Raw genomic sequence first — 25537 nt, 5'->3', positions numbered from 1 at the left:
GCGCGTCACAGTTCGGCGCTGTCCTGACTCGGCGCGCAGTGAAGCCGTTCAGCGCGCGCTGCGGCGTCCGTCGGTGTCGACGGCGGGCGCGGTCTCGTCGATCAGCTCGAGCAGATCGGGTTCGCCGCGGACCAGTTCGTCGGCCTCCGGGATGTCGCTGGTCTCACGCCGCCGGCGCGGCCGGCGCCCGACCAACGGCTCGACCCGGGTGGCGTCCTCGACCAGCTCGGCGGCCTGGATCTGCCGGACCGGGTCGTCGACGGTGGACAGCTCGGCCAGCTCCTTCTCGCTCACCTTGAGGTCGCGGAACCGTCGCGCCTGGACCAGCACCGTCCCCTCGACGGTCGCGACGGTCTCGTTGTAGGCGTTGACCGTCCCGCGGAGCATCCGGCCGAGCTTGTCGAACCGGTTGCCCATCCGGCCGAGCCGCTCGTGCAGCTCGCGTCCGAGCTTGAACACCTCCGCGGCGCTCTCGGCCAGCGCGGCCTGCTTCCAGCCGTAGGCGATGGCCCGCAGCATCCCGATCAGCGTGGTCGGGGTGGCCAGCACCACGTCGCGGGCCGCGGCGTAGTCGTAGAGGTCGGGCACCTGGTCGAGCGCGGCGGCGAAGAAGGTCTCGTTGGGCAGGAAGAGCACCACGAACTCGGGCGTCTCGGCCGCCTTCCAGTACTGCTTGGCCGAGAGCTGGTCGACGTGGGTGCGGACGTTCCGGCCGAACCGCTCGAGGTGGGCGGCGCGGGCCTGCTCGTCCTCGGTCTCGGCGGCGTCGAGGAAGGCGCTCAGCGGCACCTTCGAGTCGACGAAGATGTGCTTGCCCTCGGCCAGATTGACCCGCATGTCGGGCCGCAGCGTCCGCTCGTCGGTCCGGGTGGTGGCCTGCAGGTCGAAGTCGCAGCGTTCGAGCATCCCGGCCATCTCGGCCACTCGCTTGAGCTGGGTCTCGCCCCACGACCCGCGGATCTGCGGCTTGCGCAGCGCGGTGACCAGCGCGGCGGTCTCCCGACGCAGCGTCTCGCCGGTGTCGCGGACCGCGCGGACGTGGGCCCGGAGATCGGTGGTCATCGCCACCCGCTCCTTCTCCACCCCGGTCAGTCGCTCGTTGAAGGCGTCCAGGCTCTGGCGGACCGGCGCCATCAGCTGCTCGGTCGCCTTGAACCGGACCTCGGCCGCGGCGTCGAACTGGCGGTTCTGCCGCTCGATGGTCTCGGCCGAGAGCACCTTGAACTGGTTGAGCATCGCCTCCCGGTCGGCGGCGATCTCCTCGGCCCGGCGGATCGCGGCGTCGCGCTCGGCGCCAGCCTTGGCCAGCTGAGCGCGGACGGCGGCCACCGCCGCATCGCCGTCGGCGGCCTGGGCCCGAGCGTCCGCAGTCTCCGCACGCGCCTCGGCGACGTCGGCCCGGGCCCGTTCGGCCTCGGCCCGCACCTGCGCGGTCAGCGTCTGGGCCTGGGCCAGCTCGGAACGCACCCGGGCCAGCTCGCCCTGCTCCTGGGCCGCCCCCACCTGGAGCCGGGCGCGGTGGAGCAGCACGCCGACCACGCCACCGGCGGCCAGGCCGATGACGAGCCCGGCGAGCAGGGCGACGACCACGGATGCGTCCATGCCCGTCATCGTGACCGGTGGCACCGACAATTCCGCCGAGGACACCCCGCGAACCCCGCGACAGCGGCTGTCGGTGCGCTGCGCTTCACTGTCGGCATGGCTTCCGGACCGGAACTCACCGCCGCGCGGGCGCACGCCGAGGACCTGATCGACTACGTGGCCGCCTCGCCGACGCCGTATCACGCGGTCGCCGAAGCGGCGCGGCGGCTGACCGCCGCCGGCTTCACCGAGCAGCAGGAGTCCGCGCCCTGGGCACCGGGCCCGGGCGGCCGCTTCGTGGTGCGCGACGGCTCGCTGGTCGCCTGGCGGGTGCCCGACGGTGCAGGCGCCGACACCGCCTACCGAATCGTCGGCGCGCACACCGACTCTCCGACGTTCAAGCTGAAGCCGCGTCCCGACCTGCTCAGCGGCGGCTGGCAGCAGGTCGGCGTCGAGGTCTACGGCGGACCGCTTCTCAACTCGTGGCTCGACCGCGAGCTCGGGCTGGCCGGTCGGCTGGTCACCCGGGACGGCACCGTGCACCTGGTCCGCACCGGACCGGTGATGCGGATCCCGCAGCTCGCGGTGCACCTCGACCGCGCGGTCAACGAGGAGGGGCTCAAGCTCGACCGGCAGCAGCACACCGCCCCGGTCTGGGGGGTCGGGCTGCCCGGCCGGGGGGTGCTGGCCCACCTCGCCGAGCTGGCCGGCGTCGCCGCCGGGGACGTGGTCGGGCACGACGTCACCGCCTTCGACACCGCGCGCGGTGCCGTGTTCGGGTCGCAGCAGGAGTTCCTGGCCTGCGGCCGGCTGGACAACCTCAGCAGCGTCCACGCCGGCCTGCGGGCACTGCTCGAGGTGGGCGACGGGCAGGGCGACGTCGTGCCGGTGCTGGCCGCCTTCGACCACGAGGAGGTCGGGAGCTCCACCACCTCCGGGGCTGCCGGGCCGTTGCTCGAGAGCGTGCTGACCCGGATCGGTGTCGCGCTCGGTGCCGACGTCGACCGGCACCAGCAGGCGTTGGCCCGTTCGGTGTGCGTCTCCGCCGACGCGGGGCACGCCGTGCACCCGAACTATCCGCAGCGACACGACCCGCAGAACCGGCCGCTGCTCAACGGCGGTCCGCTGCTCAAGATCAACGCCAACCAGCGCTACGCCACCGACGCGGTCGGTGCGGCGTCCTGGCACCGCGCGTGCGCGAGCGTCGGGGTGGGGGTGCAGGAGTTCGTCTCCAACAACGCCATCCCGTGCGGGTCGACGATCGGCCCGATCACCGCGACCCGGCTGGGGATCCGGACCGTCGACGTCGGCTGCCCGCTGCTGTCGATGCACTCGGCCCGCGAGCTGGCCGGGGTGGCCGACCCGGACGCGCTGGCGCGGGGGATGGCGGCCTTCCTCGTCGGCGGCTGAGCGATTCGCCGTCGGTTCGGGCGCGCCCGTAACGTAGGACGACGTGGCTCTCACCATCGGCATCGTCGGGCTGCCCAACGCGGGCAAGTCGACCCTGTTCAACGCCCTGACCCGTAACGACGTGCTCGCGGCGAACTACCCGTTCGCCACCATCGACCCCAACGTCGGCGTGGTCGGCGTGCCCGATCCGCGGCTCGACGTGCTGTCGCGGATGTTCGACTCGGCCCGCACGGTGCCGGCCACGGTGAGCTTCGTCGACATCGCCGGCATCGTCCGCGGCGCCAGCCAGGGCGAGGGGATGGGCAACGCCTTCCTGTCCCACATCCGCGAGGCCGACGCGATCTGCCAGGTGACGCGGGCGTTCAACGACCCCGACGTCACCCACGTCGACGGGACGGTCAACCCGGCCTCCGACGTCGAGACGATCACTACTGAGCTGATCCTGGCCGACCTCCAGACCGTCGAGCGCGCGCTCCCGCGGCTGGAGAAGGAAGCCCGGATGAACAAGGACAAGCAGGCCGTGGTCGCGGCGGTCAAGCAGGCCGGCGAGGTGCTCGACACCGGCAAGGGCATCTACGCCGCCGGGCTCGACCGCGAGCCGCTGCGCGAGCTGTTCCTGCTCACCGCCAAGCCGTTCATCTACGTGGTCAACTGCGACTCCGACGAGCTGGCCGACGAGGCGATGAAGGCCCGCATGCGCGAGCTGGTGGCGCCGGCCGAGGCGATCTTCCTCGACGCCAAGATCGAGTCCGAGCTGGTCGAGATGGAGCCCGACGAGGCCAAGGAGTTCCTGGCCGAGATGGGGATCGACGAACCCGGCCTCGACGTGCTGGCCCGGGTGGGTTTCGACACCCTCGGGCTGCAGACGTATCTGACCGCCGGCCCGAAGGAGTCGCGCGCCTGGACCATCCCCAAGGGCGCCACCGCCCCGCAGGCCGCCGGGGTGATCCACACCGACTTCGAGAAGGGCTTCATCAAGGCCGAGGTCGTCGGCTTCGACGATCTCGTCACCGCGGGGTCGCTGCAGAACGCCCGCGCTCAGGGCAAGCTCCGGCTCGAGGGCAAGGACTACGTGATGGCCGACGGCGACGTGGTGGAGTTCCGCTTCAACGTCTGAGACAGCACGGCGACCGGCTCGTCCATCCGACCGGTCAGCGCGAGCCGGAGGCGACCATCCGCGCGGTCAGCGGCTCGAGGCAGCTGATCAGCTCGCCCCGTTCGGCGGGTGTGAGTGCGGCGTAGGGCGGCCAGGCCAGTTCGTCGGTGACCTGCTCGACCCGGCGTTTGATCTCGGTGCCCGCGTCGGTCAGGTAGCCGTCGGCGTCCACCAGGCCGCGGTCGCGCAGACCGTCCATCACCGAGTCGAGATACATCTTCGGCAGGTGGTGAAGTCGTCCGAACGAGGTGGCCGGGTGGATCCCGGAGGCCAGGGCCGCCAGCGCGTGGGCCTCCGCGCCACCGACGCCGTGGGTGAGCAGCGCGGCCACGTGGCCGTCGCCGCGGTGCTCGCGGAGCATCGTCGCCCCGTGCCACAGCCGGGTCGCCGGGTCCTCCGGCACCGGCAGCGACCGCCAGCCGGCGAACAGCGGCCGTCCGTTGGTCGGGGCGGCGAGGGCCGCCTTCATGATCAACGCGTTGGCCCGCGCCAGCCCGGCCGAGGCGACGAGCTCGGAACCCAGGATCCGCCGCACCGACGCCGCGCTGCCGTTCTCCCAGGCCGCGAACGAGGTCTCGGGCGGCACCGTCTCCCAGGCGCTGGGGATGTGCCGGGCGGCCTCGCCCGGCGCGAAGCTGTAGAAGGTGGCGTGCACGACCTCGGCCGGCACCCGGCCCAACGGGAAGGCGCGCCCGGCGAAGTAGCCGTCCCAGTAGGTCCGGTGCCCGAGCGCACGCAGCGCGTCGTCGGACTCGTGGGCCATGTAGGTCACCAGGCAGATCGGCTCGAGCAGGTCGAACATCCGGCGCGCGGTGGCGGGGTCGGTGGCGGTGTCGGTCACGAAACCATCCGACCTCACCGGCGGCCGGGACTCATCGGGAACCCGGCCACGACCCCACGATCGCTCTCAGAAGCGCGCCCGAACCCTTGCGCGCGCAGGATGCGGCTTCCATGATCATCCGGTGACGGGACGGCGGGGTCCGGCAGTGGTGGTCCGTGACGGTGCGGGCGGGCGGAGCATCGGCGTCGAGCCGATCACCGCACGCGAGCCCGGTCCCGGCGAGGTGCTGGTCCGCCGGTCGGTGTCCGGCGTGAGCACCGGCACCGACCGCTGGGTGATGAGCGGCCGGTTCGGCTGGGCCGAGCTGCCGCCGCCGTTCGTTCCCGGCTACCAGGCGGCCGGTCTGGTCGAGGCGGTCGGCCCGGGCGTCACCGGCCTCGAACCCGGCCAGCCGGTCTTCGTCACCCGCAGCGAGCCGTGGGCGGAGGTGGCCGCCTCCTGGGGCGGCCACGCCACGCTGGCCGTCAGCCCGGCCGACGAGGTCTACGACGCCGACGGCGTCCCGCCCGCCCGAGCCGCACTCACGATCACCGCGCAGGTGGGCTGGAACGCCGCGTCCCGGCTGACGCTGCCCGACAGGGCCCCGATGGTGGTGTTCGGGGACGGCATCATCGGCGCCTCGGGCGCGCTGGCCGCCGCCGAACGCGGGTTCGACGTCACCGTCGTCGGGCGGCACCGTGAACGGCTCGACGCGGTCGCCTCGCTGGGTTTCGCGACCCTCTTGGCTCCCGCCGACGGAACCGGGCCGGATGCCGCCGCCGATCTGCGGCAGAGCTTGACCGCCCTAGCCCCGCACGCGGTGATCGACACCGTGCAGAACCCGGCCGCCTTCGACGCCTACGCCACCGCGTTCGCCGCCGGGGTGATCGGGCAGATCGTCTACAGCGGCCACAGTCCGGACGGCGCCACCACCTGGGCCGACGCCGCCCGGCTCCAGCAGCTGGGGCTCACCGCGCACTTCGTCTCCGGGTGGACACCCGACCGGGTGCGGGCGGTGCTGAGCCGGATGCGCGCGGGTGGGATGCCCGTCGACCGGCTGGTCGGGGTCACGGCGACCACGCCCGAAGACGCGGCCGCGTTGATGACCGACGTCGCCGACGGCCGGCACCGCGCGCTCGCCGCGGTGATCGACTGGGCCGCGATGGCCGACCACACGACTGCGAGCACGGACCAGGCAGGGGAGCAGCCGTGAAGATCATGATCACCGGGGCGGCCGGCTGGCTCGGCCGTTACGTCGCCGAGCTGCTCGGCGACCGGCACGAGCTGGTGCTGCTCGACCAGGCCGACCCCGAGCAGGCCACCGTCTTCGACCCTGAGGCGCCCGGCGGACGGAGCGTCTCGCCGCTCCGGACCCCGTGGCCCTACCACCGGACCGCGCTGGCCGACGAGGACGGACTCCGCGCCGCGCTCGCCGGGGTCGACGTCGTCGTCCACCTGGCCGGCAAGCCCACCGGGGACTGGGAAACCGCCGAGGAGACCATCGCCACCAACGTCGTCGGCACCTTCAACATCCACCGCGCCGCGGTCCGGGCCGGCGTCCGCCGGGTGGTCAGCGCCTCCAGCATCAACGCGTTCGGCACCTTCTTCTGGCGGGTCTCCGGGCTCAGCCCGGTCCGGCGGGCGCTCCCGCTCACCGAGGACGAGCCGGCCGTCCCCGAAGACCCGTACTCGCTGAGCAAGCTGACCGGCGAGCTGGTGGCGGCGACCTTCCACCGCGCGTTCGGTCTCGAGACGCTGCCGCTCCGCTTCGCCGGAGTGTGGCCCGAGCAGCGCTACGACCGGCTGCTCACCGACGGGCTGCCCGCGAGCACCGGCTGGGCCGACGACCTCTGGCAGTGGGTGCACGTCCGCGACGTCAGCGCCGGGATCGTGGCCGCCGCCGAGGCGGCGGTGGTGACCCCGGAGCCGATCGTGCTGGCCGCCGCCGACACCTGCGCGCCCGAGCCGACGCTCGACCTGGTCCGGCGCTACCGGCCCGACCTCGCCCCGCACCTCACCGCACCACTGCCCGGGCGCGCGCCGCTGCTGTCGATCGACCGGGCGCGGACCCGGCTCGGCTACGCGCCACGGTTCACCCTCGACGCCGCCCCGGTCGCCACCCCCTGACCCGAGCCCGCGGCGGTCAGCCGACGAAGACGCAGAAGGGGTGCCCGGCCGGGTCGGCGAACACCCACAGCGGCTCGTCGGCGTCGTCGGTCCGGTCCAGCAGCTCGGTGGCCCCGAGCTCCAGCGCCCGCGCGTGCTGACGCTCCAGCTCGGCGACGTCCGGCACGGTCAGGTCGAGGTGCAGCTGCATCGGGACCTGCGCCGACGGCCAGGTGCTCGGCGTCACCTCCTCGGTCTGCTGAAAGGCGAGCAGGTTGCCGCCGGCGCCGTCGGTCAGCACCAGCCAGTCGGCGTCGTCCTCGCGGTCGGTCGGCGGCTCGTCGCCGGACCGGTAGCGCAGCCCGAGGAACCGTCGGTAGAACTCGGCCAGCCCTCGCGCGTCCGTGGTGTCGAGGACGGTGTGCAGCAGCTGCGGGTAGCGGCCACCGCCCTCGCTCGTCGGGTCCGTCGTCATCGTCGTCCTCCGCTCGTCGTGCCGGCTCGGCCTCGTCCTGGTGCCGCGGCTGGTCCGTCGGCCCGTGCGCCAGCCTGGCAGCCGGGTCCGACAGTCCGGTCCGGCAGTCCGGGCCGGCGGCTTCGGTGTACCCGTACCCTGCCGACGTGACCCGGCACGCGCAGGTCGTCGTCCTCGGTCTCGGACCGGCGGGCCGTTCGGTCGCGCACCGGCTGGCAACGGTCGGAGTCCCGGTGGTGGCGGTCGATCCGAACCCGGACCGACGCTGGACGCCCACCTACGCAGCCTGGGAGGACGAGCTCCCGGACTGGCTCCCGCCGCAGGTGGTGGCCACCCGCACCCCGCGTCCGCACGCCTGGGCCGGCCGGGAGCACGTCCTCGACCGGGCCTACGTGGTGCTCGACACCGTCGGCCTGCAGAAGACGCTCGACGTCCGTGCCGTCGACGTCGTCACCGCCACCGCGCTGCGGGCCGACGCGCACACCGTCGAGCTCAACACCGGCGAGACCCTGACCGCCGATCTCGTCCTCGACGCCCGCGGGTCCCGGCCGAGCACCGAGCGGGCCGCGCAGACCGCGTACGGGCTGGTGCTGCCCGACGAGCGCGCCGCGGCGGCCAGTGGCCCCTGGTTCATGGACTGGCGGGCCGACCACGGCGCGGGGGACGGTGCCCCGCCCTCGTTCCTCTACGCCGTCCCGCTCGGCGAGGGTCGGACGCTGCTCGAGGAGACCTGCCTGGTGGGGCGCCCGGCCCTCGGACTGGGCGAGCTGCAGCGTCGGCTCGAACGGCGGCTGGCCGCCCGCGGGGTGAGCCTCGACGGCACCGAGCGGGTCGAGCGGGTGCGGTTCAGCGTCGAGCCGGACCCGGAGGCGGCCCGCCCCGCGCGCGAGGCGCCGACCGACCGGCCGGTCCCGCTCGGGGCCCGCGCGGGGCTGATGCACCCGGCGACCGGCTACAGCGTCGCGCTCGGGCTGCGGCTGGCGGACGAGCTCGCCGGCGCGGTCGCGGCCGGGCGGGACGTCTGGTCGGTGCTCTGGCCGGCGCGGGCCCGCCAGGTGCAGCGGCTCCGCGAGATCGGGCTGACGACGCTGCTCCGCCTGCCGCACGCCGGGGTCGAGCAGTTCTTCGCCGCCTTCTTCGCCCTCCCGCTCGACCGTCAGCGCGCCTATCTCTCCGAGCGGACCGATCCGGCGGGGACGCTCGCGGCGATGGCCCGGATGGCGCGGACGCTGCCGCCCGGGCTGACCGCGGTCGCCGTCGGGTCGGCGCTGCCGCGGCTGCCCGGCCGGCTTCGTTCCTGATCCGCTGTCCGGATCCGAACCCGTCGGCCGGACGGAAACTGTCGGACGGCCGCGGCAGGGTGTCGTCATGGACACGCTGAGCAACACCGAGGTCGCCGCCGCCGGACTCGCCGACTGGCGCAAACTCGGCCAGGCGCTGCACGCCCGGTTCCGGATCCCCGACCTCGACACCGGGGCCCGCTTCGCGGTGGTGGTGGCCGAGGCGGTCGGCGATCACCACCCGCCGGAGATCCGGCTCGGCGCCGGCTTCGCGGACCTCGCGGTGGCCACCCGCGAGGGCGGGATCTGGGTCACCGCCGCCGATCTCGACCTGGCCCGGCGGATCAGCGAGATCGCGGCGGGGCTCGGTTTGGTGCCGGCGCCCGGCGAGGTCGCGCAGGTCGAGTACGGCCTCGACACCGACGACTGGGAGCGGATCGGACCGTTCTGGGCCGCGCTGATGACCGGCGACGCCTCCGCGACGATCGGCAACAACGTGCTCGACCCGACGAACCGGGTGGCCAACGTGTGGTTCCAGGGCACCGAGCCGCACGAAACGCCACGACAGCGCTGGCACCCGGACCTCTGGGTCGCTCCGGAGACGGCGCAGAGCCGGATCGCTGCGGCGCTGGCTGCCGGCGGGACGGTGGTCGACGACTCCGGGGCGCCGTCGTACACCGTGCTGGCCGACCCGGACGGCAACAAGGTCTGCGTGTGCACCAGCCTCGACCGCTGACCCCGCCTCGGACAGTCGGGGCGGCCGCCCGGCCCGGCTAGACTCCTTCGCTCACCCGTCGTCGAGACCACGTCCAGGAGTGGCCTTGCTCACCGAGTTCGTGCTGCTCGGCGTCTCCGTCCTGCTCATGCTGGCCTGCGGTGTGTTCGTGGCCGCGGAGTTCTCGTTCGTGACCGTCGATCGCGGGGTGGTCGAGCGGGCCGCCCGCGACGGTGACCGTGCGTCCGAGGGACTGCTCGCCGGGCTCCGGTCGCTCTCCACCCAGCTCAGCGGGGCCCAGCTCGGGATCACCCTGACCAACCTGGTGATCGGCTACCTGTCGGAACCGGCGCTCGCCTCGCTGCTCGAACCCGCCCTCTCGTCGATCGGGGTGCTCGACCCGACGGCGGTCTCGGGGATCGCCATCGCGGTCGCGCTGGTGGTGAGCACCCTGGTCACGATGCTGCTCGGCGAGCTGATCCCCAAGAACTTCGCCATCGCCCTGCCGTTGCAGACCGCCCGCGCCACCCAGCGGGCGATGCGGGCGTTCACCGCGGTGATGGCCTGGCCGATCCGGTTCCTCAACGGTGCCGCCAACGCGATCCTCCGCGGCCTGGGCGTCGAGCCGCAGGAGGAGCTGCGCTCGACCCGGACGCCCGACGAGCTGCAGTCGCTGGTCCGCCGCTCGGCGGTCGAGGGCGCACTGCAGGAGACCACGGCCACCCTCCTCGACCGCAGCATCGCCTTCGGCGACCGGACCGCAGCCGACGTCTGCGTGCCGCGGGTGAAGGTCCGGTTCGCCGAGGGCACCGACACCGCCGCCGACCTGATCGCGCTGACCCGGTCCACCGGCTACTCCCGGTTCCCGGTGGCCGGCACCGGGCACGACGACGTGATCGGCATCGCCCACGTCAAGGCAGCGGTCGCCGTCCCTGCCGAACGTCGGGCCGAGGTCACCGTGGCCGAGCTCGCGGTCCCGCCGACGCTGGTGCCCGACACGATGGAGCTGGACCCGCTGCTTGCGGTCCTCCGCCAGCAGGGGCTGCAGATGGCACTGGTGGTCGACGAGTACGGCGGCACCCACGGCATCGTCACGCTGGAGGACCTGGTCGAGGAGATCGTCGGCGAGATCGCCGACGAGCACGACCGGGTGATCGCCTCGATCCGCCTGCTTCCCGAGGGCGGCTGGAGCGTCTCCGGACTGCTCCGCCCGGACGAGATCGGCGCCCACACCGGGGTCCGGCTGCCCGACGGCGAGCACTCCGACACCATCGCCGGGTTGTTCACCGAGCGGCTCGGGCGGTTGCCGGCCGTGGGAGACGAGGTCCGGCTCACCGGCACCATCCCGGACCCGGACCCCGACGAACCGGCCCGGATCGAGGTCGCCGTGCGGTTGCGGGCCGAGCGCCTGGACCGTCGCCGGCTCGACCGGGTGGGCGTGCTGGTCGAGGAGGCCCCCGAGGCCTCCGGGCGTCGCGGTGACCGCCACCACGACCGTGCCGACCACACCGTCGACCACACCGTCGACCACACCGCCGGCCACCGTGCCGGCCGGACCGCGGAGCGGGAGCCCGCGGCCGCGGGACGGCTCGGCGCGTCGGACCGAACCGGCCGCGCCGGCGAGGGGAGCCGGTCGTGAACGGGGTCCTCGGCCTGCTGCTGACCGTCGTGCTGCTCGCGCTCAACGCGCTGTTCGTCGGCTCGGAGTTCGCGCTGGTCTCGGCCCGCCGGGCGCGGATCGAACCACTCGCCGAGCGGGGATCGCGCCGGGCGCGGTCGACGCTCAAGGCGATGGAGGAGGTCAGCCAGGTGATGGCGGCCGCCCAGCTCGGCATCACCGTCTGCACGCTGGCGCTCGGCGCGGTCTCCGAACCGGTGATCGCGCACGCCATCGAGCCGCTGTTCGCCGCGGCCGGGGTGCCGGAGTCGTTCGTCCACCCGATCGCGCTGGTGCTGGCCACCGCGCTGGTGGTGTGGGCGCACGTCGTGCTCGGCGAGATGGTGCCGAAGAACCTCGCGCTGGTCGGTCCCGAGCGCGCCGCGCTGGTGCTCGGCCCGTTCATGCGGGTGGTGGTGATCGTGGTCAAGCCGGTGGTGGTCGCGCTCAACGCGGTGGCCAACACGGCGATGCGGCTGTTCCGGGTGGAGCCCAAGGACGAGGTCGGCTCGACCTTCACCCAGGAGGAGGTCGCCGGGATGGTCGAGGAGTCCCGGCGCGAGGGCGTCCTCGACGAGCACGAGTACGGGCTGCTCACCGGTGCGCTGCAGTTCGAGAGCAGCACCGCCACCTCGGTGCAGCTCGACCCGGAGTCGCTGGTCACCGTGGCCCGGGGGGTGACCCCGGCCGAGGTCGAGCAGCTGTCGGCCCGGACCGGCTGGTCGCGGTTCCCGGTCCGCGCCGAGGACGGCGAGCTCAGCGGCTATCTGCACCTCAAGGACGTGCTCGAGGTCGACGAGACCGCCCGGACGACGCCGGTCCCCGAGAAGCGGATCCGCCCGCTGGCCACGGTCCCCGGCCGCGCCTCGCTGGCCGAGGCGCTGCAGATCATGCAACGCCGCGGCGCGCACGTGGCCCGGGTGGCCGACGTCCGCGGGGAGGTGACCGGGGTGGTGATGCTGGAGGACGTCCTCGAGCGGCTGGTCGGCGAGATCCGCGACCAGGCGGGTCCGGCGACCACCACCGCCTGAGCTCTGCCCTTCGACAGGCTCAGGGCACGTGGTTCATCGCCCTTCGAACAGGCTCAGGGCACCGTTCTCCAGTCCGTGCGCTGAGCTTGTCGAAGCGCGAGTGGCGTGCCCTGCGACGGGCTCAGGGCACCGTGGCTCGACGCCCCTCGACAGGCTCGGCGCGCGGTCAGGCGACGGTGATCTGGACCCGGTCGGGGTAGAAGGCGACGTGGCCGGCGATGGCGGCGACGGCGGGGTAGGGGTGCTGGTAACCCCAGAGCGCGTCGTCGACCGTGGTGTCGTCGGCGCGGACCGTCCAGTAGCTCGCGTCGCCCTTGTAGGGGCAGTGCGTGACGGTGTCGGTCGGGGTCAGCAGCTCCTGGTCGACGTCGTCGAGCGGGACGTAGTGCACCACCGGATAGCTGGCCTCCTGCAGCGCCAGGGTTCGGGTGCTGTCGGCGATCACGGTGTCGCCGACCCGGACGGTGACGTGCGCCGGGCTCGGCTCGACGGTGATCGGGTGGTCGGGACCCGGTTCCCGGTGGGTGCTGCTCATCGCGTGCTCCTCTCGTGGGTGGCGGTCATCGCCACGCCGGTGTAACGCCCACGTCGCTCCGCACAGTCCCGGTCCGGACTAAGTCCCGGTGCTGGAGGAAGTCCCGGTCTAGAAGAAGTCCTTGATGTGGAACGGCGGCCCGGCGAAGGTCGCGTCGATCAGCGCGTCGGTGTCGTCCGGACCGGTCAGCAGACCGAGGCTGCGCAGCTGGCTGGCCGGCTGCGTGCCGGCGTAGGCGAGCGACAGCCCGCGCGGCGCGAAGACCGGCAACCCGTCCGTGACCGGCACCGCTTCGGCGTGCGCCTCGCCGTCGGCCACCGTGACCCGGTAGCCGCCGTCGAGCACCCCGAGCGCGTCCCCGGCCACCGCGAAGGCGATCTCGGTCCGCAGCCCGGCCAGGTAGCCGCGCGCCTGCACCGCCCCGACCACGTCGAGGATCCGCAGCATGTGCGGGTCGTTGCGCACCACCTCCCAGTGCGAGGTGGGCAGCAGCGCGCGGAGCGGGTCGAGCCCGGAGGTCTCGAAGCTGACGTGCGAGACCACGCTGGAGAACGACCCGACGGAGGCCAGCAGCGACCGGTAGGCCTCGGGCCGCTCGGCGATCAGGTCGACCACGGCCAGCGCGCCCTGGTCGCCGCCCCCGCGGTCCCAGTTGGTGTATCCACAGACCCGTCCGTCGGCGTCGACCGCGACACTGACCGCGGTGGTGTCGGCCAGCACCGACCCCGGGTCGGACTCGACCGTCGGGTCGTAGGACTCGCCGCGCCGGCTCAGCGGCCCGCTGTAGCCACGGGCCCAGCGGTCGTACTGCTCGCGGATCGCCGGGACATCCTCGGCGGTGGCCCGACGCACCGACACCTCCGGGTCCGGTCGGACCTGTCCGACCGCCCAGGCCGGCACCCGGGCCACCCGGAACTCGCCGACCACCTCGTAGCCCAGCCCGCGATAGATCCGGGTCGCCGACGGGTGCAGGGTCGAGAGCACCGCGCCGCGCACGCGGGCGTCGGCCAGCAGCGTCCCCAGCAGCGGCCGGAGCAGTCCGCGGCCGCGGTCCTCGGCGCCGATGGCCACCCCGGCGATCCCGCTGGTCGGCACCAGGCGCCCGCCGAACCAGACGTCGTAGGCCCGGTCGGTGGCGATCCCGGCCAGGCGCCCGTCGACGAAGGCACCCCAGTCCCGCCGTCCGGGTCGGGGCCGCTCGGGCTCGGGAGGTGGGGCGTCCGCGCCGCCGGCGGCGGGCGGGGGCGTGGGCGGCGTCGTCGGCATCCCGAACGCCTCCCCGGCCAGCCGGTCGCGGACGGCGGAGTCCTCGCTCGACAACCGGTGGACGTCGACAGCTGCGGTCGGGTTCGGCACGGGCGTCATCGTGTCATCCGCCGCCGGGCGCGCTCACCCGTGTCCGGGGCCGGCCGCCGCGTCGGCGCGAGCGGTTCCACTAGGTTGGCGGACATGCCCAGCCTGCTCCGTACGGAGGCGGTCACCCGGGCCGCCCTGCTGACCGTCGAGCACACCCGGGTCGAGCTCGACCTGACCGACCCGGGCGACACCTTCGCCTCGACCACCACCCTCACCTTCGCCAGCGCGCAGACCGGGGCCACGACCTTCGTCGACCTCAAGGCCACCGCGCTCGAGGAGGCCCGGCTCAACGGACGGCCGCTCGCGGTGGCCGACTGGCAGGACGGCCGGCTGCCGCTGACCGACCTCGCCGACCGCAACGAGCTGGTGGTCCGGGCCCGGATGAGCTACTCGAGCGACGGCGAGGGGCTGCACCGTCACGTCGACCCCGCCGACGGCCGCCCTTATCTCTACGCGATGTCGTTCCTCGACGCCGGGCCCCGCTGGTTCGCCTGCTTCGACCAGCCCGACCTCAAGAGCCGCTACCTGTTCGCCGTCACCGCCCCGGCCGACTGGACCGTGCTGGGCAACGGCCCGGCCCGGGTCGTCGACGAGCACCCCGGCAGCTGGCGCCGGTGGGAGGTGTCGCCGCCGCAGCCGCTGTCGACCTACTTCGTCACCCTGGTCGCCGGGCCGTACGCCTCGGTCACCGCCGAGCACGACAACATCCCGCTCGGTGTCCACGCCCGCGCGTCGCTCCGCCGCGAGCTCGAGGCCGAGGCGGAGGACCTGCTGGGGGTGACCGGGCAGTGCTTCGACCACTACCACCAGGTCTTCGGCCGCCGGTACCCGTTCGGGGAGTACCACCAGGCCTTCGTCCCGGACTTCAACGCCGGCGCGATGGAGAACCCGGGCTGCGTCACCTTCCGCGACCAGTACGTGTTCCGCGGCCGGGCCACCCGGATCGAACGCGCCACCCGGGCCGGGATCGTCGCCCACGAGATGGCCCACCAGTGGTTCGGCGACCTGGTCACCATGCGCTGGTGGGACGACCTGTGGCTCAACGAGTCGTTCGCCGAGTACATGGCCCGCCGCTGCACCAGCCGGGCCACCGACTACGACCAGACCACCGAGTTCGGTCTGGCCCGCAAGGACTGGGGGATGGTCGCCGACCAGGCACCGTCGACCCACCCGATCGCGGGGAACGGCGCCGAGGACGCGCAGGCCGCGCTGCGCAACTTCGACGGCATCTCCTACGCCAAGGGCGCGGCCGTGCTCGAGCAGCTCGCCGCCCACCTCGGGGACGAGGTGTTCTTCGCCGGGCTGCGCGACTACTTCGACAGCTACGCCTTCGGCAACGCCGAGTTCGCCGAGCTGATCGGCAGCTGGAGCCGGGCCGGGGCGGGTGACCTGGCCGCCTGGAGCGAGCCGTGGCTGCTCACCGCCGGCGTCGACACCTTGCGGATCGAGCGGCCCGGGACCGCGGACCCGGCCGTCGCGCGGCTGGTGCGGGTGCCCGCGGAGCAGGGCGGCGAGCGTCGGCACGCGGTGACGGTGGCCCGGCTCGACGCCGACGGGACCGAGCGTGGCCGCGAGCGGGTCGAGGCCGGCCCCGAGCCGGTGGTGCTGACCGCCGAGCCCGTCGAGCTGCTGCTCCCCGACGCGGCCGACGAGACCTGGGCCCGGATCCGCCCTGCCGTCCAGGACTGGGACGGGCTGACGCGGGTGCTGGCCCGGATCGCCGACCCGCGCAGCCGGGTGGCGCTCTACAACAGCCTGCGCGACCAGGTGCGTTCGGCCGAGCTGGCCCCGTCGGCGGCGCTCCGGGTGCTCGAGACCCAGCTCCCCGACGAGACCGGCGACTACGCGATGGCCCAGCTGCTCGGCTTCGCCAGCACCGAGCTGGCCGGCCCGTACACCGCACCCGAGCACCGCGAGCCGGTGGCCCGCCGGGTGCACGACCTCAGCCGCCTCCTGCTGGGCCGGGCCGAACCCGGTTCGGACCGCCAGCTGCTCGCCTTCCGGGCCGCGGTCGCGGCCGGGGTGGACGCCGACGAGCTGATCGGCTGGCACGCCGGCGAGGGTCTGCCCGACGGTCTCGCGCTCGACCCCGAGCTGCGCTGGCGGCTGGTGGTGCGGGTCTGCGCGCTGGTGGACCGCCCCGACCTGATCGAGCGGGCAATGGCCGAGGACCCGTCCACGCCCGGGCGGGTGCACGCTGCGGCGGCCCGAGCCGGGCTGCCCAGCGCGGCCGCCAAGCAGCGGGCCTGGGAGCTGATCACGGCTCCGTCGGCGATCGGGGCCTACGAGCTGTACGCGACCGCCGGGGCGTTCTTCCAGCCCCACCAGACCGAGCTGACCGAGGCCTACGTGCCGCGCTACTTCGCCGAGATCGGCGGCACGGCCGCGTTCCGCAGCGGCTGGTCGGTGGCCGAGGCGGCCAGCTCGGCCTACCCGCGCTACGCCACCCGCCGCGAGACCCTGGCGCTGGCCGAGGCGGCCATCGCCGCCGACCCGGCCCCCGGGGTGGCCCGGGCGCTGATCGACCAGACCGACCGGCTGCGTCGGGCGGTGGCCTCGACCGAGCGGTTCCCCGCCGGCTGAACGCGCGAAGATCTGCGGTGAGGGTGCCCCGGCGGGCGAAATCGTCGGGGTTGCCGGCAGGTCACAATCGCGTTTCGTCGGGCCGGGCCCCACCCGGCCGCCTTGCTCCGCGGCGGTGCTTGCCGTTAGAAATGAGCGGTTCAGGCACGACGTCGGCCACACCAACGAGCTCGGCCGTGCACCCGTGCGCCCGCAGAAGGGGCGCAACCCTGGAGGAGGACACGCATGCGAGGACGCTCTCGCGCGATGGCCGCCGCAGCCGGGATCATCGCCGTCACCCTGACGGCGGCGGCCTGTGGCGGTGGCGGTTCGAGCAGTTCGGGCAACAGCGGCAACACCGCCAACGAGATCACCGTGCGGGGCTGCACCCCGCAGAACCCGCTGGTCGGTGGCAACACCGCCGAGGTCTGCGGTGGCAACATGCTCGACCTGATCACCCGCAAGCTGGTGCACTACAACGTCGACACCGCGGCGCCCGAGCTCGACCTCGCCACCGCGATCGACACCAAGGACAACCAGCACTTCGACGTGAAGATCCAGTCGGGGCAGAAGTTCTCCGACGGCACGCCGATCACCGCGAAGAGCTTCGTCGACGCCTGGAACTACACCGCCTACGGCCCGAACGGCCAGCAGGGCTCCTACTTCTTCGAGCCCATCGAGGGCTACGCCGCCACCCAGTGCACCGACGACGAGTGCAAGGCGAAGCCGAAGGCGGAGACGCTCTCGGGCCTCAAGGTCAAGAGCGACACCGAGTTCACCATCACCACCTCCGAGAAGGTCTCGAACCTCCCGGTGCGGCTCGGCTACGCGGCCTTCTCGCCGCAGCCGGAGGCGTTCTTCTCCAACCCGGACTCGTACAAGACCAAGCCGATCAGCTCGGGCCCCTACCAGGCCAGCTCGATCAACGACACCGACTACGTGTTCACCAAGAACCCGAACTACCAGGGCAAGTGGGCCGGCAAGACCGACAAGATCGACTTCCGGATCTACAACGACCCGTCGGCGGCCTACACCGACGTGGTGGCCAACAACCTCGACGTCACCGACATCATCCCGCCCGACCAGCTGGTCGGTGACCAGTGGAAGAGCGACCTCGACGGCCGCAACGGCACCAAGCCGCAGGGCGTCATCCAGGCCTTCGGCTTCTCGCCGATCGACAGCCAGCTGAAGAACGTCAACCTGCGGCACGCCATCTCGATGGCCGTCGACCGGGCCACCATCGTCAAGCAGATCTACAACAACACCCGGACCCCGGCCGACAGCTTCGTCTCCCCGGTGGTGCAGGGCTACAAGGCCGGCGCCTGCGGCCAGTACTGCGAGTACAACCCGACCGAGGCCAAGGCGCTCTACGCCAAGTCCCCGGGCTACAAGGGCACCCTGACCTTCGCCTACAACCAGGACGGCGGCCACGGCCCGATGGCCACCGCGGTCTGCAACTCGATCAAGAACACCCTGGGCATCGACTGCCAGCCGAAGAGCGAGCCGGACTTCAAGACGCTGCGCGACCAGCTGAACAAGCGTGAGCTCAAGGGCATCTTCCGCAGCGGCTGGCAGATGGACTACCCGTCGATCGAGAACTTCCTGGCCCCGATCTACGCTAAGGGCGCGGCCTCGAACGACACCGCCTACGACAACCCGAAGTTCGACGCCAAGCTCGCGCAGGCCGCGGCGGCGCCGACCGAGGAGGAGGCCAACACGCTGTACCAGGAGGCCGAGCAGTACCTGGTCCAGGACATGCCCGCCGTCCCCGAGTGGTACGACGAGGCCGCCTACGGCTGGTCGAACCGGGTCGAGAACGTCAAGACCAACGCCTTCGGCGTGATCGACTACGCGAGCATCACGGTCAAGTCGTCCTGACCCCGGTCACCCCGGCCGGACACCGCTGAACACCGGACCCACCCGCCGCCGTACCCTCGGCGGCGGGTGGGTCCGCTCTCGCGGGCCGGCCGACCACTCGAGATCGACGGGAGGATCACCGCGTGGTCAGTTACACGATCCGCCGCATTCTGCAGATGATCCCGGTGCTGCTCGGCGCCACCTTCATCCTGTTCGCCGCGGTCTTCGCGCTCGGCGACCCCTCCGCCGGCCGGTGCGGACAGCGTCCGTGCCCCCCGGGCTACATCGCCAAGTTCCGGGCCGAGTACCACCTCGACCAGCCGCTGCTGGTCCAGTACGGCTACTACCTGGGCAAGCTCTTCCGGGGTGACCTGGGCACCAGCTTCTACGGGAACCCGGTGGCCCACGAGCTGGCCATCCGCTACCCGACCACGATCAAGCTGACGGTCATCGCGATCCTCTGCGAGGTGATCATCGGCGTCGCCGCCGGCGTGCTGGCCGGCATCCGGAAGGGCCGGTTCCTCGACAACCTGGTGCTGATCAGCACCCTGCTGGTGATCTCCATCCCGGTCTTCGTGATCGGCAACCTGGCCCAGCTGGTGTTCGGCGTGAAGCTGGAGTGGTTCCCGCCGACCGCCGGGCAGGGCAGTCTCTACGAGCTCTTGTTGCCCGGGTTCGTGCTCGGCGCGCTCTCGGTCGCCTACATCTCCCGGCTGACCCGCAACAGCGTGGTGGAGAACCTCCGCACCGACTACGTCCGCACGGCACGGGCCAAGGGGCTCTCCAACGCCCGGGTGATCTCGGTGCACACGCTGCGGAACTCGCTGATCCCGGTGGTCACCTTCATCGGCACCGACATCGGCTCGCTGATGGGCGGCGCGATCGTCACCGAGCGCATCTTCAACGTCAACGGGATCGGCAACTTCATCTTCCGCAGCATCAACCAGAAGGACGGCCAGTCCGTGGTCGGCGCGGTGCTGATCCTGGTCGTCGTCTACCTGGTCATGAACCTCATCGTCGACCTCCTCTACGGGGTCCTGGACCCGAGGATCAGCAATGACTGACACCGAGCAGCTGACCGCCGAGACCCGCGACGAGGCGGCCCGGGCCGGGGGCAGCGCGGTCAACACCCCGGTGGCCGGTGGCCGCTCGCTGTGGGCCGACGCCTGGCGCGAGCTGCGGCACAACCCGCTGTTCTGGATCTCCGCCGTGCTGATCCTGCTGATCGTGCTGATGGCCGTGGTGCCGCAGCTGTTCACCTCGACCGACCCGACCTACGCCAACCTGTCGACCGCCCGGACGCCGCCGAACCGCGCGCACATCTTCGGCATCGACAACCAGGGCTACGACATCTACGCCCGCACCATCCACGGCGCCCGCGCCTCGGTGCTGGTCGGTCTGGGCACCGCGGTGTTCACGTTGATCATCGGCGGGTTCTTCGGCCTGGTCGCCGGGTACGCCGGGGGCTGGCTCGACGCGGTGCTGCAGCGGATCGGCGACATCTTCTTCGCCTTCCCGCTGCTGCTCGGCGGGCTGGTGTTCCTCTACACCTTCCCGAGCAACCCGGGTGACCCGTTCATCGAGATGGTGGCCAAGATCATCCTGGTGCTGACCATCATCGCCTGGCCGCAGACGGCGCGGGTGATGCGGGCCAGCGTGCTGCAGGTCAAGCCGAGCGACTACATCCAGGCCGCGCGCGCCCTCGGCGCCAGCGGGCCACGGATCATCTTCCGGCACATCCTGCCCAACGCCCTCGGCCCGGTGATCGTGATCGCCACCATCAACCTCGGTGTCTTCATCGGGGTCGAGGCGACGCTGTCGTTCCTCGGCATCGGCCTGCAGCCGCCGACGATCTCGTGGGGCATCGACATCTCCAACGCCTCGGGCATCGGGCTGGTCCGGGCCGCGCCGTACATGCTGCTGTTCCCGTCGATCTTCCTGTCGATCACCGTGCTGGCCTTCATCATGCTCGGCGACGCGGTCCGCGACGCGCTCGACCCGAAGCTCCGCTGACCGGCACCCGCCGGGACCCGCACACCGCACACTGAGAGGAGGCCGCGCGATGGCGTCCACCACCAAGCTGGTCGACAAGACCTCGTCCTGGCAGCCCACCGACGGACTGCTGCTCGAGGTCGACGACCTCCAGGTCGAGTTCCGCACCCGCGACGGCGTCGCCAAGGCGATCAACGGGGTGTCGTTCGAGCTCCGCGAGGGCGAGACGCTGTCGATCCTCGGTGAGTCCGGGTCGGGCAAGTCGGTCTCGGCGCAGGCGATCATGGGCATCCTCGACAGCCCGCCCGGGTTCATCACCGGCGGCCAGGTGCGCTACTGCGGCACCGACATCCTCACCCTGCCCGAGGAGCAGCGCCGGCGGATCCGCGGCCCGGAGATCTCGATGGTCTTCCAGGACGCCCTCAGCGCACTGAACCCGGTCTTCCCGGTCGGCTGGCAGATCGCCGAGATGTTCCGCAAGCACCGCGGCACCAACCGCACCGACGCGATGGCCCAGGCGGTCCGGCTGATGGAGCGGGTGCAGATCCCCGGCGCCAAGCAGCGGGTCAGGGCCTATCCGCACCAGTTCTCCGGCGGGATGCGGCAGCGGATCATGATCGCGATGGCGATCGCGCTCGACCCGGCGGTGCTGATCGCCGACGAGCCGACCACCGCCCTGGACGTGACTGTGCAGGCCCAGATCATGTCGCTGCTCAAGGAGCTGCAGACCGAGCGCCGGATGGGCCTGATCCTGATCACCCACGACCTCGGGGTGGTCGCCGACGTCGCCGACCGGATCGCGGTGATGTACGCCGGCCGGATCGTCGAGCAGGCCGACGTCTTCGACCTCTACGCCCAGCCCGGGCACCCGTACACCGAGGGGCTGCTCGAGTCGATCCCGCGGCTCGACCAGAAGGGCCAGCGGCTGGCCGCCATCGGCGGGCTGCCGCCGAACCTGATGCACATCCCGTCCGGCTGCCCGTTCCACCCGCGCTGCCGCTACGCCGAGGACGTCTGCCGCGCCGACCCGCCGCCGCCGCTGCGGGAGGTGGGAGTCCACCGACTCGCGGCGTGCCACGTCAGCGAGCGGCTGCTGGCCAAGGAGGGTACGCCGGCGCAGGCCGGCCCGGCGCCGGCGACCGGCGCTGGCGATGGTGGCGGGGGTGACGCCGGTGCTCACCACGGTGATCACGGCGACGAGCGAGGCGGGGACGGGGACATGGACGGGGACATGGGCGGGGACGGGGACGTCGAGGGAGGGAGCGGGCGATGACGGCGAGCACGGTGAGCAGCGAGGTGGTGCTGCGGGCCGAGGACCTGGTCAAGCACTACCCGATCCGGGCCGGGGTGTTCCGTCGGACCGTCGGCTGGGTCAAGGCGCTCGACGGCGTCTCGTTCGAGCTGCACAAGGGCGAGACCCTCGGGATCGTGGGGGAGTCTGGCTGCGGCAAGTCGACCCTCGGGCGCACGCTGATGCGGCTCGAGGAGCCGACCTCCGGCAAGCTCACCTTCGGTGACGTCGACGTGTTCAGCCAGCGGGGGGCCCAGATGCGCCGGCTGCGCCGCGACATCCAGATCGTCTTCCAGGACCCGTACACCTCGCTCAACCCGCGCAAGACCGTCGGCGACATCGTCGGCGAGCCGCTGGAGATCCACCCCGATGTGGTCCCGCGCAGTGGGCGCCGCCGCCGGGTGCAGGAGCTGCTCGAGCTGGTCGGGCTCAACCCCGAGCACATCAGCCGCTACCCGCACCAGTTCTCCGGCGGCCAGCGGCAGCGGATCGGGATCGCCCGCGGGCTGGCGCTCAACCCGCGGGTGATCATCTGCGACGAGCCGGTCTCGGCCCTCGACGTCTCGGTCCAGGCCCAGGTGGTCAACCTGCTCGAGGAGCTGCAGCGCGAGCTCGGGCTGGCCTACATCTTCATCGCCCACGACCTGTCGGTGGTCCGGCACATCTCCGACCGGGTCGGCGTGATGTACCTCGGTCAGCTGGTGGAGATCGGCGACGAGGACCAGATCTACAACCGGCCGACCCACCCGTACACCCAGGCGCTGCTGTCGGCGGTGCCGGTCCCGGACCCGACGCTGCGCAACGCCCGCGACCACATCGTGCTCACCGGTGACGTGCCCAGCCCGGCCAACCCGCCGAAGGGCTGCCGGTTCCACACCCGGTGCTGGAAGGCGCAGGACAACTGCGTGACCGAGATGCCCGGGCTCGACCTGCGTCCGGACGGGGTCTCGGAGCACGCGTCGCGCTGCCACTACGCCGAGCCGCGCGAGGTCGTCTGACCCGGGGTCACCCGCCGCCCGGGATTGACCTCAACCAGGCTTGAGCTCCTAGCCTGCTCGCGCGACCCGGCGCCGTCGGGACGACCCCGGCCGACGCCGTAAGGTGAAACGTGTGAGTGACGAGCTTCCTGCCCGCCGGCTGATGCTGGTGCACGCCCACCCGGACGACGAGTCGATCGGCACCGGGGTGACCATGGCCCGCTACGTCGCCGAAGGGGCGCAGGTGACGCTGGTCACCTGCACGCTCGGCGAGGAGGGCGAGGTGCTGGTGCCCGAGCTGGTGCACCTGAGCGCCGAGCACGAGGACCGGCTGGCCGAGCACCGGATCGGCGAGCTGCACGACGCGATGGCCGCGCTCGGGGTCACCGACCACGTCCGGCTGGGCGGCGACTTCCGCTACCGCGACTCCGGGATGGCCTACGACGACCAGGGCCGCGCGGTCGCGCGCGACCAGCTCCGCGAGGGCTGCTTCTGGACCACCGACCTGTTGGTCCCCACGAACGACCTGGTCGCGCTGATCCGCGACCGGCGTCCGCAGGTGCTGATCACCTACGACGAGAACGGCGGCTACGGGCACCCCGACCACGTCCAGGCGCACCGGGTGGCCACCTACGCGGTCGCGCTGGCCGGCGTCGACTCCTACCGCCGCGACCTCGGCCCGGCCTGGACCGTCGACCGGTTGCTCTGGACGGCGATGAGCGAGTCGCGGATGCGCGCCGGGATCCGGGTGCTCCGCGAGACCGGTGACTTCGAGACCTGGAAGGGTGCCGATCCGGACGGCGAGATGCCGCCGATGGCCCGCCCGGACGAGGACATCGTCGCCGAGATCGACGGCGGTGAGCACACCGCGAAGAAGATGGCCGCGCTGCGCGCCTACCCGACCCAGATCACCATGGACGGGCCGTTCTTCGCGATGAGCGACACGCTCGGCGACGAGGCCTGGAGCCACGAGTACTACCGGCTCGCCGGTGGTCGGCCGTTCCCGGGCGAGGGCTGGGCCGACGACGTCTTCGCCGGGATCGCCTGAGCGACCGACGACCCACCCACCGGAGGAGACCGAGCGTGGCCGCGCAGAGCTGGGACCCGGAGCCGTCCGGGATCGAGCCCGGCGCGTTCCGGCACGCCCTGGCCTCGCTGGCCGCCGGGGTGGTGGTGGTCACCGCCCGTCGCGACGGCGCACCGCACGCGATGACCGCGACCGCCTTCTGTTCGGTCTCGCTCGACCCGCCGCTGGTGCTGGTCTCGGTCAGCCGCACCAGCCGGTTCCACGCCACCGTGCTGGCCGCCGGCCGCTGGGCCGTCTCGGTGCTCCGCGACGACCAGGTCGAGGTGGCCCGGCACTTCTCCCGGCCCGGGCGTGACCTGGCCACCCAGTTCGACGCCGTCCCGCACGCGCCCGCCCCGGTGTCGGGGGCTCCCGTGATCACCGGAGCCCTGGTGTGGCTGGACTGCCGGACCGAGGCCGTCCACGAGGCCGGCGACCACACCGTCGTGGTCGGCCGCGTGCTGGCCACCGGCAGCGACGACCTCGACGGCAGCGGCCGGCCGCTCACCTACTACCGGTCCCGCTACCGGACCTGAGCCGGGCCGCCCGCTCCGCCGGTCCCGCCGGCCGGAGCCAGGTAGCCGTAGTCGTGGTGATCACGGAAGCCCAGCCGGGTGTAGCCCGCGCGGGCGGCGTCGTTGTCGCGCTCGACCTGGAGCAGCGCGTACCGGGCACCGCGCCGCGCCGCCACCCGGGCCAGCGCGAGCAGCACGGCAGTGGCGTGCCCCCGGCGCCGGTGCTCCGGGTCGGTCCACACCCCGGCCACCGCCAGCCAGTCGCCGGTCAGGTGCCCGCGTCCGATCGCCACCAGCCGGCCGCCGGGACCGGTCCGGGTCGCGAAGGTCGCCCGGCCGTCGCCGGTGATCACCCGCAGCGCCGCCGGTCCCAGCTCGGTCGGCCCGAGCCCGCGCTGGTGCGCGAGCGCGGCCAGCCAGTCCGCCGACGGCCGGTCGTCCACGGTGGTGCTGATCGCGTCGTCCGGGCCCTCGCGCGGGGCGGAGTGATCGCGGGCGCGGGAGTGCTCGAGCAGCGGGGCCAGCCTGGTGATCATCAGCGCCGTGGCCGGGCCGCCGTCGGTCCAGCCCAGCGCGCGCAGCCCCTGGTCGACCGGGTCGCCGGTGATCACCTGGGCCAGCGGTGGCACCCGGTGATCGGCAGCGAAGTCGATCACCCGGGCGGCCGCCTCGGGCAGCGCGGTGCCCGGGTCGCCGACGGCCAGCGCGCTGTTGGCGCGCCGGGTGAAGCCCCCGGCTGCGCGGAGCAGCCAGTCGCCCAGCGGCACCACCCGGTCGGCCCAGCCCTCCGCGGCGATCCGCTGCAGCCGGTCGGCCGGCACCCGGGCCGGATCGGGACCACCGGCCGCCGCCGGGACCCGGCGGGCCAGCAGCACCGCGGACCGGTCGATCGCCACCGTGCGGCCGTCGGCCGTGCCCACGGTGATCGTCGTCGCGTCGAGCTGCTCGACCCAGCCGATCACGTCGGTGGCGCCGGTGCCGAACCGGTGGCGTAGGGTCAGCCGGTCGCCGGGCACCACCGGCGGCGCGATGCGCGAGACCGGATCGGTGATCATCGTCGGACGTCCTCCCAGATGGCGGGGCGGCGCGAAGCGACCCGAGCGAGGCGCGATACTAGTGGCCGGTCGAGTGCCGGTCGAGAACGAGGAATGAGGA

The 25537-nt window shown here is 72.9% G+C and carries 21 protein-coding genes and 1 pseudogene; 16 read left to right on the top strand and 6 right to left on the bottom strand.

Annotated features, from left to right (window positions below; translation table 11 throughout):
* Positions 1-48 precede the first annotated feature (48 nt).
* On the bottom strand, positions 49-1602 hold the full coding sequence (gene rmuC / locus FHX74_RS10635; RefSeq protein ID WP_235970548.1) for a DNA recombination protein RmuC: 1554 nt from the start codon (positions 1600-1602) through the stop codon (positions 49-51).
* Between the two features lie 96 nt (positions 1603-1698).
* Between rmuC and FHX74_RS10630 the strand changes: the two genes are divergently transcribed.
* Positions 1699-2991, top strand: a complete 1293-nt coding sequence (locus FHX74_RS10630; RefSeq protein WP_182560086.1) for a M18 family aminopeptidase — start codon at positions 1699-1701, stop codon at positions 2989-2991.
* Between the two features lie 43 nt (positions 2992-3034).
* Positions 3035-4108: a redox-regulated ATPase YchF gene (gene ychF, locus FHX74_RS10625; protein WP_182560085.1), complete on the top strand. Its 1074-nt coding sequence runs from the start codon at positions 3035-3037 to the stop codon at positions 4106-4108.
* A 34-nt stretch (positions 4109-4142) separates the two neighbouring features.
* Here ychF and FHX74_RS10620 read toward each other — a convergent pair whose 3' ends face one another.
* A complete protein-coding gene (locus tag FHX74_RS10620) occupies positions 4143-4988 on the bottom strand; it encodes an SCO6745 family protein (protein ID WP_328823758.1) in 846 nt (281 codons plus the stop codon).
* 121 nt (positions 4989-5109) lie between these two features.
* Between FHX74_RS10620 and FHX74_RS10615 the strand changes: the two genes are divergently transcribed.
* The gene (locus tag FHX74_RS10615; RefSeq protein WP_182560084.1) at positions 5110-6180 is read left to right on the top strand and encodes an MDR/zinc-dependent alcohol dehydrogenase-like family protein; all 1071 of its coding nucleotides are present in this window, start codon (positions 5110-5112) and stop codon (positions 6178-6180) included.
* A 5-nt stretch (positions 6181-6185) separates the two neighbouring features.
* Entirely contained in the window at positions 6186-7094 is a 909-nt protein-coding gene (locus FHX74_RS10610) for an NAD-dependent epimerase/dehydratase family protein (RefSeq protein WP_235970611.1), read from the top strand.
* Between the two features lie 16 nt (positions 7095-7110).
* Here FHX74_RS10610 and FHX74_RS10605 read toward each other — a convergent pair whose 3' ends face one another.
* A complete protein-coding gene (locus FHX74_RS10605) occupies positions 7111-7548 on the bottom strand; it encodes a VOC family protein (RefSeq protein ID WP_182560082.1) in 438 nt (145 codons plus the stop codon).
* A 146-nt stretch (positions 7549-7694) separates the two neighbouring features.
* Between FHX74_RS10605 and FHX74_RS10600 the strand changes: the two genes are divergently transcribed.
* The 4 genes from FHX74_RS10600 (at position 7695) to FHX74_RS10585 (ending at position 12231) form a co-directional block, all read left to right on the top strand.
* Complete coding sequence (locus FHX74_RS10600; protein ID WP_182560081.1) at positions 7695-8849, top strand: lycopene cyclase family protein; 1155 nt, start codon at positions 7695-7697, stop codon at positions 8847-8849.
* A gap of 67 nt (positions 8850-8916) precedes the next feature.
* A complete protein-coding gene (locus FHX74_RS10595; RefSeq protein WP_182560080.1) occupies positions 8917-9564 on the top strand; it encodes a VOC family protein in 648 nt (215 codons plus the stop codon).
* A gap of 79 nt (positions 9565-9643) precedes the next feature.
* A complete protein-coding gene (locus tag FHX74_RS10590) occupies positions 9644-11182 on the top strand; it encodes a hemolysin family protein (RefSeq protein ID WP_328823757.1) in 1539 nt (512 codons plus the stop codon).
* Entirely contained in the window at positions 11179-12231 is a 1053-nt protein-coding gene (locus FHX74_RS10585) for a hemolysin family protein (protein ID WP_182560079.1), read from the top strand. Before FHX74_RS10590 ends, FHX74_RS10585 begins: the two co-directional genes overlap by 4 nt.
* A gap of 166 nt (positions 12232-12397) precedes the next feature.
* Here FHX74_RS10585 and FHX74_RS10580 read toward each other — a convergent pair whose 3' ends face one another.
* Positions 12398-12766, bottom strand: a complete 369-nt coding sequence (locus FHX74_RS10580) for a DUF427 domain-containing protein (protein ID WP_182560078.1) — start codon at positions 12764-12766, stop codon at positions 12398-12400.
* Between the two features lie 108 nt (positions 12767-12874).
* Positions 12875-14131, bottom strand: coding sequence for a GNAT family N-acetyltransferase (locus FHX74_RS10575; protein ID WP_182560077.1), 1257 nt, complete (start codon positions 14129-14131; stop codon positions 12875-12877).
* Between the two features lie 84 nt (positions 14132-14215).
* Between FHX74_RS10575 and pepN the strand changes: the two genes are divergently transcribed.
* The 8 genes and pseudogenes from pepN (at position 14216) to FHX74_RS10535 (ending at position 24403) form a co-directional block, all read left to right on the top strand.
* Entirely contained in the window at positions 14216-16705 is a 2490-nt protein-coding gene (gene pepN, locus FHX74_RS10570) for an aminopeptidase N (protein WP_182560076.1), read from the top strand.
* A gap of 225 nt (positions 16706-16930) precedes the next feature.
* Positions 16931-18562 (top strand): peptide ABC transporter substrate-binding protein, encoded by a 1632-nt coding sequence (locus FHX74_RS10565; RefSeq protein ID WP_182560075.1) that lies wholly within the window; start codon positions 16931-16933, stop codon positions 18560-18562.
* Between the two features lie 122 nt (positions 18563-18684).
* Complete coding sequence (locus FHX74_RS10560; RefSeq protein ID WP_182560074.1) at positions 18685-19605, top strand: ABC transporter permease; 921 nt, start codon at positions 18685-18687, stop codon at positions 19603-19605.
* Entirely contained in the window at positions 19598-20554 is a 957-nt protein-coding gene (locus FHX74_RS10555) for an ABC transporter permease (RefSeq protein ID WP_182560073.1), read from the top strand. The genes FHX74_RS10560 and FHX74_RS10555 overlap by 8 nt, the downstream gene beginning before the upstream one ends.
* A gap of 49 nt (positions 20555-20603) precedes the next feature.
* Positions 20604-21638: pseudogene (locus tag FHX74_RS10550) on the top strand (ABC transporter ATP-binding protein); the annotation flags it as partial.
* A 164-nt stretch (positions 21639-21802) separates the two neighbouring features.
* Positions 21803-22822, top strand: a complete 1020-nt coding sequence (locus FHX74_RS10545; protein WP_182560071.1) for an ABC transporter ATP-binding protein — start codon at positions 21803-21805, stop codon at positions 22820-22822.
* A gap of 112 nt (positions 22823-22934) precedes the next feature.
* Complete coding sequence (gene mshB, locus FHX74_RS10540; RefSeq protein ID WP_328823756.1) at positions 22935-23849, top strand: N-acetyl-1-D-myo-inositol-2-amino-2-deoxy-alpha-D-glucopyranoside deacetylase; 915 nt, start codon at positions 22935-22937, stop codon at positions 23847-23849.
* A gap of 35 nt (positions 23850-23884) precedes the next feature.
* Positions 23885-24403, top strand: a complete 519-nt coding sequence (locus FHX74_RS10535; protein WP_182560070.1) for a flavin reductase family protein — start codon at positions 23885-23887, stop codon at positions 24401-24403.
* On the opposite strand, the gene FHX74_RS10530 is transcribed toward FHX74_RS10535, so the two are convergent.
* Entirely contained in the window at positions 24391-25437 is a 1047-nt protein-coding gene (locus FHX74_RS10530; protein WP_182560069.1) for a GNAT family N-acetyltransferase, read from the bottom strand. The genes FHX74_RS10535 and FHX74_RS10530 overlap by 13 nt on opposite strands.
* Positions 25438-25537: the final 100 nt, after the last annotated feature.

The organism is Microlunatus kandeliicorticis, from assembly GCF_014137855.1.
Taxonomy (GTDB): Bacteria; Actinomycetota; Actinomycetes; order Propionibacteriales; family Propionibacteriaceae; genus Microlunatus; species Microlunatus kandeliicorticis.
Note: the sequence above shows the minus strand (reverse complement) of the source record. Positions and strands in the feature narration are given on the sequence as shown.

Coding starts and splice junctions, on each gene's coding strand:
- rmuC (WP_235970548.1), bottom strand. CDS start 1,602: ATGGACGCATCCGTGGTCGTCGCCCTGCTCGCCGGGCTCGTCATCGGC.
- FHX74_RS10630 (WP_182560086.1), top strand. CDS start 1,699: ATGGCTTCCGGACCGGAACTCACCGCCGCGCGGGCGCACGCCGAGGAC.
- FHX74_RS10610 (WP_235970611.1), top strand. CDS start 6,186: ATGATCACCGGGGCGGCCGGCTGGCTCGGCCGTTACGTCGCCGAGCTG.
- FHX74_RS10605 (WP_182560082.1), bottom strand. CDS start 7,548: ATGACGACGGACCCGACGAGCGAGGGCGGTGGCCGCTACCCGCAGCTG.
- FHX74_RS10595 (WP_182560080.1), top strand. CDS start 8,917: ATGGACACGCTGAGCAACACCGAGGTCGCCGCCGCCGGACTCGCCGAC.
- FHX74_RS10580 (WP_182560078.1), bottom strand. CDS start 12,766: ATGAGCAGCACCCACCGGGAACCGGGTCCCGACCACCCGATCACCGTC.
- FHX74_RS10575 (WP_182560077.1), bottom strand. CDS start 14,131: ATGACGCCCGTGCCGAACCCGACCGCAGCTGTCGACGTCCACCGGTTG.
- pepN (WP_182560076.1), top strand. CDS start 14,216: ATGCCCAGCCTGCTCCGTACGGAGGCGGTCACCCGGGCCGCCCTGCTG.
- FHX74_RS10565 (WP_182560075.1), top strand. CDS start 16,931: ATGCGAGGACGCTCTCGCGCGATGGCCGCCGCAGCCGGGATCATCGCC.
- FHX74_RS10555 (WP_182560073.1), top strand. CDS start 19,598: ATGACTGACACCGAGCAGCTGACCGCCGAGACCCGCGACGAGGCGGCC.
- FHX74_RS10545 (WP_182560071.1), top strand. CDS start 21,803: ATGACGGCGAGCACGGTGAGCAGCGAGGTGGTGCTGCGGGCCGAGGAC.
- FHX74_RS10530 (WP_182560069.1), bottom strand. CDS start 25,437: ATGATCACCGATCCGGTCTCGCGCATCGCGCCGCCGGTGGTGCCCGGC.